We start from the raw sequence: 14,196 nt of genomic DNA, 5'->3' as shown, positions 1-14,196 counted from the left end.
TTAGACTGATGATGCAAAAAAGCCGCTGTAGTCAGCGGCTTGATGAGTTCTAGAGCGAACCTAATTCGAAGATAAGATTCTGTTTAATCCCAGTCGAGGATCGACCAATTCGGTTGATCAGCCAGTGCTTTCAAACGCGGGCATGGATTCACCAAGTAAGCAAAATCAGCGTGTTCACACAAAGGTAAGTCGTTGATTGAATCGGTATAAAAGTGAATGTCTGAGTAGTTAGTTTCTTGATTGTCTAACCACTCTTTTAAACGGATGACTTTACCTTCACGGTAGCTTGGCACACCTGATATTTGAGAAGTAAAACGGCCTTGGTTTTCAATCAAATCGATACCAAGTGCGTTTTCGATACCAATCTTACGACCGACCGCTTCCACTAAGAAAGTTACGCTGGCAGAGATGATCAGCATATCGATGTCGTCATTTTCTAGCTGTTCAATCAAGGGCTTCGACTGCTTGAATTGCTTAGGCAAAATATGCTGTTCGACACACTCTTCAACCAAAGCGGTGACTTGCTCTGTTGGCATGTCGGCCAGTGGCTGCATGGAAAATGTTAGGTAATCTTCCATGTTCAGTTTACCTTCTGAATACAGGCCCATTAAGCGCTGGTCTTCTTCGATAAAGTTAGGTGCTGTGGCAATGTCCTTTTCAACCAAGAACTCATTCCAGAGCATTGCTGCATCAGCATTGATCAGCGTTTCGTCCAAATCAAATACATACAAAGGTTTAAACATCTTAGGCTCTCACGGGTTGAATTTCGTTAAGGTTAAACAGGAGTTCAAGTTGGCTGCCATTGGCCAACAGTCGTTCAGAAGAACGGTTGAGTAGGTCGACCGTTAATTCACATTCATCAACGTCCACTTGGTAGCGGATTACGTTACCCAAGAGCTGATGGTTACGAATGGTGCCCGTTTTAGGCGCAGATATATGTTCGCCATACTGTCGGCCTTGCTCTTTAACGTAGATAGATTCAGGTCGAATCGCCACCTTCCACTCGGTTTCAATATCGAACAACTGTTTAGCCTTGTTCGCTTGCACCAAGTTGTAGTGTCCCATGAAACCCGCTACGAACTCATTGGCAGGTTGAGTGTAGATCTCTTCAGGTGTACCCGCTTGCACGATCTCGCCTTTATTCATCAAGAAGATACGGTCAGACATGATCATCGCTTCTTCTTGATCGTGAGTCACGAAGATCGTGGTCAGGTTCATCTCTTTTTGGATGTCTCGGATCTGTTGGCGTAGGTGCTTACGGATCTTCGCATCCAGTGCTGAAAGAGGCTCATCCAACAACAAAATACGTGGCTTAACCACCAAGGCTCTTGCCAAGGCCACACGCTGACGCTGACCGCCCGATAACTGATGCGGGTAGAATTTCTCTTTGCCCGTTAAATCCACCAGCCCAATCACTTTGGCGACTTCTCGCTTAATCTCATCAGCAGCAAGCTTTTTCATCTTGAGGCCAAACGCAATGTTGCCTTCAACCGTCATGTTCGGGAACAGCGCATAAGATTGAAATACCATGCCAATGCCACGCTGTTGCGGCACTTGGTGAGTGATCTCTTCACCATTCACCCAGATCTCGCCACCATCGACCGGATTCAAGCCTGCCAAGCTACGTAGCAGCGTTGATTTACCACAGCCACTTGGGCCAAGCAGCGTGATGAATTCGCCCTTCTCAATGGAGAATTCAATGTCTTCAAACACCGTATTGTCACCAAAGCGCTTGGTGAGATTTTTTGCATTTACATAGCTCATTATTTGGTTCCTTGGCTGAAACGACTTGCCAACCAAGTCAGTAAGAAAATAAACAGGAAGTAGGTCATCACAAGGGCTGACGTGAAGTGACCACTGGTTTGACGCATGTTGTATAGGTAGATTTGCAGCGTCTCGTAACGTGTACCAACCAAGATGTTGGCAAACACAAACTCGCCCAATAGGAACGAGAACGACAAGAACAACGACGCCATCAAGCCTTTCTTAAGGTTTGGCAGAATAATCAATAGAAACGCCTTGGTGGTACTTGCGCCGAGTAGGTGGGCAGCGTCCATCAAGTCGTGCAGGTTGATTGCTTCAAAGCTGTTAGCAATCGCGCGGTACATGAATGGCAGCGCGATGGTGAAGTAAGTACCAATCAAGATCCACGGCGTGCCTATCAGTGAGATTTCGCTATCGGCATACAGTTGAAGTAAGCCCACCGACGACACCACAGGCGGCACTGCGAACGGCAATAAGATGAGGATATTCATCACCTTGTCGAGTTTCGGGAAGTAGTAAAACACCACGAAAATCGCAGGCAGAACCAACACCACACTCAGTGACAACGCTGCCACACAGATAAACAGTGAACGACCAAAGGCTTGTAGGAAGCGAGGATCCGTCAGCAAATTGATGTACCAATCTAACGTGAAGCCATCGGGCAGGATCGTTGCACCCCAACGCGAAGAGATCGAATAAATAAAGGTCGCTAAGATCGGGATCATCATGATGCCAACGATCGAATAGACCACGGTTTTATGAAAGCGAGTCTTTACGGTGTTCATTACTTTCTCTTCCCTGCGTAACTTTTGCTGATCAGCCATTGGTTAATCATAGTGATGAAGGCCAGCATCGCCATCAGAATCACGGAAATTGCAGCGGCTAGGTTTGGCTCTAAGAACAAGTCGCCCGATACTAAGCTCGCGATTCGAATCGTAATCACGTTGTAGTTGCCCGAGGTCAACGCATACACGCTCGCATAGGCGCCAATCGCATTGGCAATCAAAATGATGAAAGTGCCTAATAAGGCAGGGGATAGCACAGGCAGCGCGATTTTAGTCCAGTATTGCCAGGTTTTCGCACCAAGCAGTGCTGAGGCTGCTTGCCAGTCATCACTCAAGGCATCGAACGCTGGGTACAGCAATAAAACCGCCAATGGGATCTGGAAGTAGATGTAAATCGCCAGTAAGCCCCACTTGCCATACAAGTTGAAATCACCCAGTAATCCGTACTGCTTGAGCAATAAGGTGATCGCACCATTGGTGCCTAAGATGATGATGAAAGCGAACGACAGAGGCACACCTGAGAAGTTACTGCTCATATTGGTAAACGCAATCACCGCATCGCGGATTTTAGAATCAACGCGGCGCAGTGAAGAGACCAACAGAGTCGCAATCGCTAAGCCAATAATGCTCGACCAAATCGACAACCATAAACTGTTGCCAAAAGCCTGCATCATGAAAGCAGAATCGAATATTTCAGAATAGTTTTCGAGAGAAAGCTCATCGTCGTAAAAGAAGCTGTTAAGCAACACCCAAACCATAGGTGCCAGTTGGAACAGATAAAAAAACAGGGCAAAAGGCGCAAGCCACAAAGCGGGCTTGAAGCGTTTGAACCAAGATTTGGTTTGAGGTTTAAGCGCAGAGCCATCGCTCTGCGTGATTACAGAACTGCTCATAGGGCCAACAATTCCTGAGTGTAAGGTTTATCGTGTTCAAGGTTGAGTAACTGACACACGCTGCCGCAGATGTCGGTCTGTTTCACTGAACACGCTTGGTGTGTGAACTTATCGCCAATCACAAAGAATGGCACTTCACGCTCTTCAGGCAAAATACCACCGTGAGATAAGTCATTGTTCATGCCATGGTCACTGGTGATGATCACTTGATAACCATCATCTACCCATTTCTCAAGATAGTTTGATAGGTAGATATCCGCGCCACGTGCGCTGTTGCGGTACTGGCGAGAATCCAACCCATACTTGTGTCCAATGTCGTCAATGTTCATTGGGTGAATCAATAAGAAATCAGGCTGATGAGTGACGCGCAGATGCTCGGCATCCAAGAACAAGGCTTCATCTGGGTAGTGGTCCCAGTGGTAGAAACAACCGTGCTGGATATTCATGGTTTCATCGTTGGTAAAACGGTCACGCACAGCGTCAAACGGTGCTCGGTTATACAACTCGCTCACCCAGTGATATGCCGCGGCGGCCGTCACTTTACCCTGCAATTTAGCTAAGCTAAAGATCGACTCATGATTCGACAAACGCACGATTTGGTTGTTAACGATGCCACTCTCGACAGGGCGAACACCTGTAAGAATGCACTCATACAATGGGCGTCACATGGACGGCAGTTCACACTGCATAGGGTAAAGTGTGGCGCGCAGCTTGTTTTTTTGCGTGCTCTGCGAAGTGCTCTGTTTATTGTACGAATCGCCCTGTTTTTTATGCATATCACTTTGCTCTAGAAGACCGTTCAGGTAGCCCATGCAATCACGGGCTACCTGATAATTCAGTCCATCTAGAACAACAAGGATAACCTTATTGCTCATGGTCTATTCTCTATTGCTTGTTTCTATAAGCCCCCCACTACAGGTGGCGTGTTAAGCGGGATTATTGCTGGTGAATCAATACGCTTTCTTGCCATTGACGCGGCAAGCGACGTGCTGATTTATCCCATGCTGAGAAGTCAGTTACTGGGTGAACGTTGCTGTATTGCTCGTTCGAGATCAGCTTGTCTTGCACTGATTTAGGCAGCGTAACGTTGCTACGGATTGGACGTGCGTAACCTTCTGCTAGGTTGATTTGGCCTTGGTCGCTGAAGATGTATTCACGAGCCAACTTGGCCGCGTTCGGGTTTTTCGCGTATTTGTTGATGATGGTGGTGTAACCAGAGATCACAGAGCCATCTTGTGGAATGCTTACAGTAAAGCGCTCACGGTCGATCTTGTCGCGGTAGTTCAGTGCGTTGAAATCCCACATGATCGCCACTTCCACTTCGCCTTTTTCAAGGTTCGCAATACTTGGATCTGTGTAAGATAGACGGCCTTGCTTCGCTAGTTCACCAAAGAATTTAATCGCTGGTTTCAGGTTCGACTCGTCACCGCCATTAGCAAATGCTGCCGCTAAAATCGCGTTGTTTGCTTGCGCGGCTACACCTACGTCACCGACTGTGACTTTGTAGTCGCCTTCTAGTAGGTCGCTCCAAGATTTGGGTGCATCTTCAACAAGGTTGTTGTTTGAGATGAACGAGATAGTACCAGTGTAAGCCAGAGCCCAGTGACCATCTTTGTCTTTCGCCCAGTCTGGAATGTCATTCCAAGTCGTTGGCTTGTATGGCTGAGTGACGTCTTTTTTCACAGCGACACGTGCAAAAGCAAAACCAACATCACCGATGTCTGCGGTTGCGTTTCTTTTCTCTGCTTCAAATTTCGAGATCTCTTGCGCCGAGCTCATGTCCGTATCCTGATGCTTCAAACCGTAGTTTGCTTTCAGGTCTGTCCATGTGCCTTTCCAGTTTGCCCAACTGTCTGGCATACCCACACTGTAAACCGCACCTTCTTTTTGAGCGGCTTCAATCAGTGACTCAAGATCAGCATCCTTCGCCATCGCTGGCATTGAAAGTGTTGCCGTTATTAATGTTGCACCTATTAATTTAGCTTGCGATACAGTTGAACGGCTAAGCAAAGTTTTCATTGTCTCTATCCTTCTGGACTAGGTCAGTAAGTTCGTTTTGTATGTTATCGCCAGAATGTGACGCTTTCGCGCAACTTATTTGACAGTTAGGATGCATTTACATGGCAGTTATATTTCACCGACATGACAATAAGCCATTGTTTACTGTAATATTCCTGTTAACTCCATGGTTTACCTTATTAAGCACACGAACTTATGGACTAGATCAGTAATGAGAACATTGGCAACAGGGCAATCAAGGACACAGCTAGGCAGAATTAAAACGAGCATTAGAGAACAGCTTCAATCTGGCATCTTCACCGAGGGGCAAAAACTGCCATCCGAAAGAGAGCTCAGCGAGCTGTTTTCCACCACACGAATCACGCTCAAAGATGCGCTGGTGTCATTAGAAACCGAAGGCTTGATATACAGAGAAGAACGTCGAGGCTGGTATGTGTCACCCGAACGGATTCGCTACAACCCATTGTCACGTTCTCACTTTCATCAAATGATTCGTGAGCAACATCGTATTGCAGAAACAAGGCTGCTGAGCACCCGCACAGAGATGGCCGCAGGCGATTACGCCAAAGCATTAGAGATAGAACAGATAACCCCAATACACGTGATTGAGCGATTGCGCTTTATTGATGGCAGAGCGGTACTGTTTGTTGAAAACGTCTTGAAAGCGCCCCTTTTTGAGAAGGTATTGTCAGAAAACCTAACCATGTCGTTGACGGGAATCTACCTAGAAAAATATGGCTATGAGACAAAACGATCGCGCTTTAATGTGATTCCTACTTCAGCTCCTGCGCATGTCGCTAAGGCGTTAAATTTGGCTGAAGGGCAACCTGTTCTTAAAATCTGTCGAGTGAACTACAAACAAGACGGCGAGTTGATGGACTGCGAGCTGGAATACTGGCGACCAGATTCAGTAGTGCTCCATATTGATAGCATTGACTAGTGCCGAATCCGTTGAGAGAGTAACCCCACATATACAAAAACTCCGACTGATTAGGTCGGAGTTTTTGATTTTAACGATGAGATTTAATGGCGCACAGACTAAATAATCTTCTGCTCACTTTCGCCTGTAAGCTCGCTCTTATCAGACAAAAAACTCGCTACGACTTCTCTCAGTGTGCCTTGATTAACAGGTTTAGGTAGAAACTCATCCATACCCACATCAAAACATAAGTGCTTATCTTTCAGCACTACGTTGGCTGTCAGCGCCACAATAGGAATATGTTTCGAGGTCCCTTCTTCGAGTGCTCGAATCTGTTTCGTCGCTTCAAAGCCATCAAGTACTGGCATCTGACAATCCATGAAGATCATTTGATACTCATTATGCTTAAATTTATCGACTCCGACTTTACCGTTATCGGCAATGTCCACCTCAAAACCAAGCTTCCTAAGCATCATCTTAGCAACCTGCTGGTTCACTCTGGAGTCTTCAACAACCAGAACTTTACCGCTAAATAACGCGGCTTCAGGCTTAGACTCTTCAGCCTTGGCGCTTTCTTTCGCAACCACCGCAGGTTTAGTTGTTGGTACAGGCTCTTTGTCCTTAAACGCCACTTCACCTCGATTTGGATAAGTAAAGCTCTCGGTTTCAGCCGTTCTCGCTAACACCTCACTGATGGTCCATTTTAGCTGATTATCTTGATACGGACGAGCTATGAAGGCTATAAATCCCACTTGCTTGGCATGCATTTCATCTTGCTTACGAGGGGCGGCAGAGATCATGACAAGCTTAGGGCAGGCTTTGCCGAACCGCTCTATGAGGTTTCTTGCAAGCTGGAACCCATCGATGGAAGGCATGACTTTATCAATCAACACTAAGTCGTAAGGCGTGGCGTTTTCGACAGACTCTGAAACGAGCTCTAACGCTTGGGCTGCGGTTTCACAGCATGTAGAGGACACACCAAACGATTGTAGCTGTGTCGATGTGATACGCATGTTCAGCTGGCTATCATCAACTAGTAGTACCGATACTTTATTAAAATCAATGTTGCTCTCGTCCACATTCAGGCTCGGGTCAAAGTCAGCCGTAAAATAGAATGTACTGCCCTGACCTTCAACACTGGTGAGTTCAAGCTTGCTGCCCATCAATGTCACGATCTTCTCGCATATTGTTAGACCAAGCCCTGTGCCTCCGTAGATACGCGTGGTACTGCCGTCGGCTTGTTGAAACTTATCGAACACCGATTTCTGTTTGTCTTCTGCGATACCAATACCGCTGTCGGCAACTTCAAATCGAACTCTCAATTGCTGCTCAGGCTCAATCACTTGCTCTAAGCGAAGAGAAAGCGTGACATGACCGCGCTCGGTAAATTTGATGGCATTACCCACTAAGTTATTCAGCACTTGCCTGAGCTGCGTTCCATCTCCAATCATCATGGTCGGGATCTTAGGATCTATCGCTAGTTGGAATCGAAGCCCTTTTTGCTCAGCTTTCACTCTGAAGGTCGACTCAACGTCGGCTGCAATGCCCATCATTTTCATCGGTTCTTGCTGAAGCTCAAGCCTGCCCGCTTCAATCTTCGAGTAATCGAGAATATCATTGATCAAATCAAGCAGCGTAAGCGAAGAGGTATTAAGCATGTCGACATACTCTTTTTGCTCTTTCGGCATGTCCATTTCAGAAAGCAGAGACGACAGCCCGATGATGCCATTCATTGGAGTCCGAATCTCGTGACTCATATTGGCGAGAAATTCACTCTTGTTGCGGTTGGCTATCTCTGCGGTGTCTTTGGCTTTTTCCAATTCTTGGTATTGTTGGCGAATGCGTTCAATAGACTGGTTGTAGCTCGACTCTAGCGTTGAAATCTCATCTTGATAGGTACATTCAGTTGGGGTGAGAAAACGTGGCTTGTTGTCTTCCACTTGTTGCTGATTAATTTGAGAAGACATGATCATCAAGCGTTTAACGACTAAACGATAGACGATAGTCAGACATACCAGAGAGAGTAAGAAGATTTTCACCGCTTCAAAGGCGAGTAACAACAGAACCCGTTCTTCGAAATCATCGAAGATAATACTTAAATCAGCTTGCACCGTTAATGTGGCGAGGTGGTAATCTTTACCTCCCATTTGGTACACCATTTCCCAAAACTGAGAATAAGACTGCCCTGAGGTTGCTTTACCCAGTTCAAGAATTTTTTCACCCGGGCTTTCTATTTTAAGATAACTCACAGAGGGTAAACGAGAAATGCCCTCAGCTTGTACGAACAGTTGAGTTCGGTCTTCCACCCACAAGCTCGCGGTTAAACCGGAGAGGTATCCCGCTTTAACCTGTTCGATCTGAGAACTGATAAAAGAAACTCGACTTTGGTACTCCACATATAATCCCAGACCTGTCACTATCACAGTGAATAAGGTGCTGATTGCAATTATTGTCCCGATCAACTGTCGAGAGAGTCCAATATAGCGTTTTCCTTTTTTCACCATACACAAATTACCATTATTGTTATCCTAACAAACTACAATTACTCAACTAGTATAGTAGTAGTAGTCATTCATCAAGTAACTAGGGAAGGTTATGAAAAAACATCTTATCGTTGCATCCATAGTCAGTTTGTTTTCAAGCAGTTATACTTCTGCAAGTGAACCTCTTCACTACTACATTATTGCGAGCCAAGCGCAACCTTTTCAGATCGAAACTGACGGGTCATCTCACAGAGGAATGGTTTCAGATATTGTGGAAGCGGTATTCGACGATAGCCAATATGAGATCAACTACCACACCTACCCTTTTAACCGAATGATCGACAAGCTTGATGCGAGAGAAAATCCAAACTGGGTAACCTACGGTAGTCCGAGCTGGGGGAATATCCAGTCGGTTAACTTGTCTAAAGATCCGATTTACAATGTAAAACACGTGTTGCTCAGCAGCGGAAAAAAGCCGTTTGAGTTTAATACTATCGATGACCTAGACGGAAAAGCCGTGGTATTGCTGGTAGGGTTTGAGTATCCGAACCTAGAACCATACATCCAACAAGGCAAGCTTAACGAGATTCGAGTGAAAGATTACACGGCTGCGTTTCGTATCCTCAACCGATCACCTGGCGATACTGTGTTTGTTGAGATGGAATCACGAATCAAATACAACCTAAACGAGCAGAAGCTGAGTATTGATGACTACCAGATGCAAGAGTTTGATTCAGTGATCAATAACTATCCTATCCATTTGGCGTTTGACCCCGAGATGGATCCTAAACTGCAAACCTTCATCGACCAACGCTTAGACCAACTGAAAGACGATGGACAGCTCGACGACATCGTACAGAGTTACTTATAGTAACAGTATCATTTATAACCACAGCGTTACCGTATAGCTTCGGTAACGCACTTTAGCTCTCTTCGATGGCTAACTCGCTCTAAAACTTAAAAGGCCGCCTTGTTGAGCACAGAACCTAAACAGGGCGGCCTTTTCTATTCATCTTTAAGGACTAAAAGAGTTTACCCTTAATCGACCTACTTAATTGGGAACAACCGAAGTTAAATGGATTAGTTTGAGGCAATCAAATGCAGCTGTTGAGTACGAAGCTGTTGTCGTACCGTCATCAGAATCTCACCCAGTCGATTCTCCCCAGTTCCATCACCGCCATCTCCCCAAAAGTGATCTTTTTGAGAGTGTTCTTTGATAACACAATCACCAGTGTTAGTGAGAAAGAAGGCAAATTGCGGGTTCTGTTTAAATTTCTCGGTCACAATGAATCGCATCACTTCAACGCGGATGTCATACCAATCTTCACGTACTTGGTCTTCATAATGACGACTCAACGAAAATGCTTCAGCAGGCGAACAGGCTTCCAAAATAGTATTGCGCAGTTCTCGAGAGGCGAACTTCATCGCTTGATAATAGTGTTCACTGGTAGCCCATACTTGGTCATCAACCTTAATGGGGCAAGCCGCAAAATTTGAAAGGTATCCATTTGGGTCTTCAGGTTCATAAAACAGCACTTCTTTGGCTTGAGCCACAGAATTAGACATAGCCTTCTCCTTACCAACGACATCGCATATTGTTGCTTTAACTTTAAAATTAGTGGCGTTGCATATTGCTGTCAAACAACTTAGTCCAAGAGTAAGCCATCAGCGTGTTTTTAGCAGACAAGGGAAGTGAGTTGAGGAGTTAAGTGAGATTTTATTTACTAAGAAAAGAACAGTATGTGGTTGATTTAAATTGCAGTTAACGAAATAAAATCTATATAAATCAAAGGGTGGTATGTGACCACCCTTGAAATACAGTTGGAAATTTTAGTGAATCAAACCGAGATCTCTCGCTTCTTCCAGACTAAAACCGCTTTCTCTAATTTCTCTTAGAGTCTCGATACGACGACGAGCTTCAGCAGACTTCATTTTCTTTTCTGGTTTGAAAGATACTTCTTCTTCAGCATCCCACTTGTTTGCAATATTTGTCATTTCATCATGGTTGATAGAATTAATGGACATGTTTTCCTCCGAAAAGCACCATGTAATGGACAGCTAATCTGTAGCAAAAGCTAAATCACTTGTTAAGAAATTCTGTACTGAAGTGTGATGATTCCGACGCTTCACAAAGCTAATTAATAAATGCCTCATTTAAACTTTGCCAAAGCCAATTTCTGCAATTACATTTACAAGATTCCCCACTAGAAATGTGGTTTGATCAAACTCTCATTTTCTCCTTTATCAATCTGGCTTTTCCACTGAAACCTCATGAAATAACCCTAAATTAATTTCGAGGCACTTCATTCTTTTTGTGCTCACTGCTTTCACTAAATTTACTTCATGTTAATGATAATAATTATCAATATCATAACTGAGTATTTAGTATGTCTAGTGAACATTCAGAGACACCACTTCTCCAAGTGAAGAATTTATGTGTCGATTACATTACGGATAACGGCGATTTTAATGCCGTCAAATCGGTAAGTTTTAACATGAACCGGCGACGGTGTCGCCTGAGCGGCCTACGGCCGAAAACAAAGAGACTCAACCGACTAGGGTGCTTTACATGGATCGTTTATCCTATAGGTCATGCATCCGAATAAGCCCATCAAACAACTCTTCAATGCCAACGATACTTGGCTGAACTACCTCAATAAGTACCGAGAAACCCTCCGAACCGTCGTCATTGAAAACGTCACCAAGATGCTCGCTTGCAGTACCGCTGCTTTTGGCTCTAAAGAGTATCGATGCACTCATGCTGACTGCACCCATCACAAATACATTCACCAGACGTGTAAATCTCGCTTTTGCAGCAGTTGTGGCATAAAAGCCACAGAGCGGTGGATACGAAAGCAACAACATGTCTTTCCTGAGTGTGAGTATCAACACGTTACGTTGACGCTACCACACACGTTGTGGCCCATCTTTCGGGATAATCGTTTTCTTCTCAATCATCTCTTTAGCTGCGCAGCCAAAATCTTCTTAGGATGGGCAAAGCAACTCGATATCGATATTGGCGTGTTCTGTGCACTTCATACCTACGGCAGAAAGCTGAATTGGAATGTGCACATCCATTTGTCTGTCACCCGTGGGGGTTTATGTAAGAATACTGGTCTATGGAAGCCGATTTTCTTTAAAGCTAAGACCACTGAGAAGTGTTGGCGCGGTGCCATCACTCAACTTCTCAGCTCCAATTACTCAGAGTTAGACTTGAGTGGAGAGGACTGCCCTTTCATTCGTAATGAGCAAGATTGGTCCCGATTTTTAACCAGCCAATATTGCCGTCGATGGAAGCTGCACTTTGCAAAGAAAACAGCCAACGTGACGCCAACCATGACTTACCTGGGTCGATACCTAAAACGGCCACCGATATCGGCGTCGCGTTTACGACATAACTTCCAGGGAGGCTTGGTGACGTTTGATTACCTCAACCATAGGAATGGTCGAACGGAATCCCTCATTTTGAGTCCAGAAGCTCTGATAGAACGCATGATTGAGCATATTCCAGATAAGCACTTCAAAATGATTCGATACTTCGGTTTTCTATCAAACCGACGTCGTGGTGAGATGCTCCCTAAGGTCTACGGTGCCTTGGGTGTCGCACCTAAAGACGCACCTGAAATGCCCGGTTACGCAGCTATGCTGAAAGGGTATGTGAAGGTTGATCCGTTTGAGTGCATTCTTTGTGGGCACCGTTTAACGTTTCTTCGCTTTAGGGCTGGGGAGCCGCTGTCAGAGCTGGTCCACCATGCTCTGGTTCAAGCCCAAATCAGGTCAATTTAGGCGTTTCACAGGATGGGTGTATCTGAAATAGCGAAAACAGCATGAAAGTGTTCAACAAACATCCGTGTTTAGATTGTAGAGCAGAAGTTAGGTCTGTCCGGGACTCATTCTGACGTGAGTTATGCCGCGATTGTTCAGGTCAGGAAACATTGAGATTCCTTACCGAACCGACGACGGTGTCGCCTGAGCGGCCTACGGCCGAAAACAAAGAGACTCAACCTACTAGGGCGCTTTGGATGAATCGTTTATCCTATAGGTCATGCATCCGAATAAGCCCATCAAACAACTCTTCAATGCCAACGATACTTGGCTGAACTACCTCAATAAGTACCGAGAAACCCTCCGAACCGTCGTCATTGAAAACGTCACCAAGATGCTCGCTTGCAGTACCGCTGCTTTTGGCTCTAAAGAGTATCGATGCACTCATGCTGACTGCACCCATCACAAATACATTCACCAGACGTGTAAATCTCGCTTTTGCAGCAGTTGTGGCATAAAAGCCACAGAGCGGTGGATACGAAAGCAACAACATGTCTTTCCTGAGTGTGAGTATCAACACGTTACGTTGACGCTACCTCACACGCTGTGGCCCATCTTTCGGGATAATCGTTTTCTTCTCAATCATCTCTTTAGCTGCGCAGCCAAAATCTTCTTAGGATGGGCAAAGCAACTCGATATCGATATTGGCGTGTTCTGTGCACTTCATACCTACGGCAGAAAGCTGAATTGGAATGTGCACATCCATTTGTCTGTCACCCGTGGGGGTTTATGTAAGAAGACTGGTCTATGGAAGCCGATTTTCTTTAAAGCTAAGACCACTGAGAAGTGTTGGCGCGGTGCCATCACTCAACTTCTCAGCTCCAATTACTCAGAGTTAGACTTGAGTGGAGAGGACTGCCCTTTCATTCGTAATGAGCAAGATTGGTCCCGATTTTTAACCAGCCAATATTGCCGTCGATGGAAGCTGCACTTTGCAAAGAAAACAGCCAACGTGACGCCAACCATGACTTACCTCGGCCGATACCTAAAACGGCCACCGATATCGGCGTCGCGTTTACGACATAACTTCCAGGGAGGCTTGGTGACGTTTGATTACCTCAACCATAGAAATGGTCGAACGGAATCCCTCATTTTGAGTCCAGAAGCTCTGATAGAACGCATGATTGAGCATATTCCAGATAAGCACTTCAAAATGATTCGATACTTCGGTTTTCTATCAAACCGACGTCGTGGTGAGATGCTCCCTAAGGTCTACGGTGCCTTGGGTGTCGCACCTAAAGACGCACCTGAAATGCCCGGTTACGCAGCTATGCTGAAAGGGTATGTGAAGGTTGACCCGTTTGAGTGCATTCTTTGTGGGCACCGTTTAACGTTTCTTCGCTTTAGGGCTGGGGAGCCGCTGTCAGAGCTGGTCCACCATGCTCTGGTTCAAGCCCAAATCAGGTCAATTTAGGCGTTTCACAGGATGGGTGTATCTGAAATAGCGAAAACAGCATGAAAGTGTTCAACAAACATCCGTGTTTAGATTGTAGAGCAGAAGTTAGGTC

12 protein-coding genes and 2 pseudogenes are annotated in these 14,196 nt (G+C 45.5%); 5 read left to right on the top strand and 9 right to left on the bottom strand.

The features are described from left to right. Positions 1-83 precede the first annotated feature (83 nt). From ACMAZD_RS19020 to ACMAZD_RS18995, 6 genes and pseudogenes are all read right to left on the bottom strand, one after another. On the bottom strand, positions 84-743 hold the full coding sequence (locus ACMAZD_RS19020; RefSeq protein WP_435250179.1) for an HAD family hydrolase: 660 nt from the start codon (positions 741-743) through the stop codon (positions 84-86). Position 744: 1 nt separating this feature from the next. Continuing rightward, positions 745-1,764 (bottom strand): ABC transporter ATP-binding protein, encoded by a 1,020-nt coding sequence (locus ACMAZD_RS19015; protein WP_210445553.1) that lies wholly within the window; start codon positions 1,762-1,764, stop codon positions 745-747. Continuing rightward, positions 1,764-2,549 (bottom strand): ABC transporter permease, encoded by a 786-nt coding sequence (locus tag ACMAZD_RS19010; RefSeq protein WP_102459358.1) that lies wholly within the window; start codon positions 2,547-2,549, stop codon positions 1,764-1,766. Before ACMAZD_RS19010 ends, ACMAZD_RS19015 begins: the two co-directional genes overlap by 1 nt. Continuing rightward, positions 2,549-3,442, bottom strand: coding sequence for an ABC transporter permease (locus tag ACMAZD_RS19005; RefSeq protein ID WP_435250178.1), 894 nt, complete (start codon positions 3,440-3,442; stop codon positions 2,549-2,551). The genes ACMAZD_RS19010 and ACMAZD_RS19005 overlap by 1 nt, the downstream gene beginning before the upstream one ends. Beyond that, positions 3,439-4,317, bottom strand: a pseudogene (locus tag ACMAZD_RS19000) (alkaline phosphatase family protein). The gene ACMAZD_RS19005 and the pseudogene ACMAZD_RS19000 overlap by 4 nt, the downstream one beginning before the upstream one ends. A 61-nt stretch (positions 4,318-4,378) precedes the next feature. Next, a complete protein-coding gene (locus ACMAZD_RS18995) occupies positions 4,379-5,461 on the bottom strand; it encodes an ABC transporter substrate-binding protein (RefSeq protein WP_435250177.1) in 1,083 nt (360 codons plus the stop codon). Positions 5,462-5,672: 211 nt separating this feature from the next. Here ACMAZD_RS18995 and ACMAZD_RS18990 point away from each other — a divergent pair, with 211 nt between their 5' ends. After that, positions 5,673-6,401 carry a UTRA domain-containing protein gene (locus ACMAZD_RS18990; RefSeq protein ID WP_017106044.1) on the top strand — a complete coding sequence of 243 codons (729 nt, stop codon included), beginning with the start codon at positions 5,673-5,675 and terminating at the stop codon, positions 6,399-6,401. A 98-nt stretch (positions 6,402-6,499) separates the two neighbouring features. Here ACMAZD_RS18990 and ACMAZD_RS18985 read toward each other — a convergent pair whose 3' ends face one another. Beyond that, on the bottom strand, positions 6,500-8,884 hold the full coding sequence (locus tag ACMAZD_RS18985) for a response regulator (RefSeq protein ID WP_435250176.1): 2,385 nt from the start codon (positions 8,882-8,884) through the stop codon (positions 6,500-6,502). Positions 8,885-8,975: 91 nt separating this feature from the next. Between ACMAZD_RS18985 and ACMAZD_RS18980 the strand changes: the two genes are divergently transcribed. Continuing rightward, positions 8,976-9,734, top strand: a complete 759-nt coding sequence (locus tag ACMAZD_RS18980) for a substrate-binding periplasmic protein (protein WP_435250175.1) — start codon at positions 8,976-8,978, stop codon at positions 9,732-9,734. 209 nt (positions 9,735-9,943) lie between these two features. Here the strand turns inward: ACMAZD_RS18980 and ACMAZD_RS18975 are convergent, their stop codons facing one another. Beyond that, positions 9,944-10,504: an NADAR family protein gene (locus ACMAZD_RS18975; RefSeq protein ID WP_435250174.1), complete on the bottom strand. Its 561-nt coding sequence runs from the start codon at positions 10,502-10,504 to the stop codon at positions 9,944-9,946. A 189-nt stretch (positions 10,505-10,693) separates the two neighbouring features. Continuing rightward, entirely contained in the window at positions 10,694-10,888 is a 195-nt protein-coding gene (locus tag ACMAZD_RS18970; protein ID WP_017111270.1) for a hypothetical protein, read from the bottom strand. Positions 10,889-11,250: 362 nt separating this feature from the next. Here ACMAZD_RS18970 and ACMAZD_RS18965 point away from each other — a divergent pair. From ACMAZD_RS18965 to ACMAZD_RS18955, 3 genes and pseudogenes are all read left to right on the top strand, one after another. Next, positions 11,251-11,367, top strand: a pseudogene (locus tag ACMAZD_RS18965) (ABC transporter ATP-binding protein); the annotation flags it as partial. 88 nt (positions 11,368-11,455) lie between these two features. Further along, complete coding sequence (locus ACMAZD_RS18960) at positions 11,456-12,649, top strand: IS91 family transposase (RefSeq protein WP_435250153.1); 1,194 nt, start codon at positions 11,456-11,458, stop codon at positions 12,647-12,649. A gap of 259 nt (positions 12,650-12,908) precedes the next feature. After that, the gene (locus ACMAZD_RS18955; RefSeq protein WP_435247018.1) at positions 12,909-14,102 is read left to right on the top strand and encodes an IS91 family transposase; all 1,194 of its coding nucleotides are present in this window, start codon (positions 12,909-12,911) and stop codon (positions 14,100-14,102) included. Positions 14,103-14,196 lie beyond the last annotated feature (94 nt).

The organism is Vibrio sp. nBUS_14 (assembly GCF_051201655.1).
Lineage (GTDB): Bacteria > Pseudomonadota > Gammaproteobacteria > Enterobacterales > Vibrionaceae > Vibrio.
The sequence above is the reverse complement of the archived record's forward strand: the minus strand, read 5'-3'. Positions and strand labels throughout refer to the sequence as shown.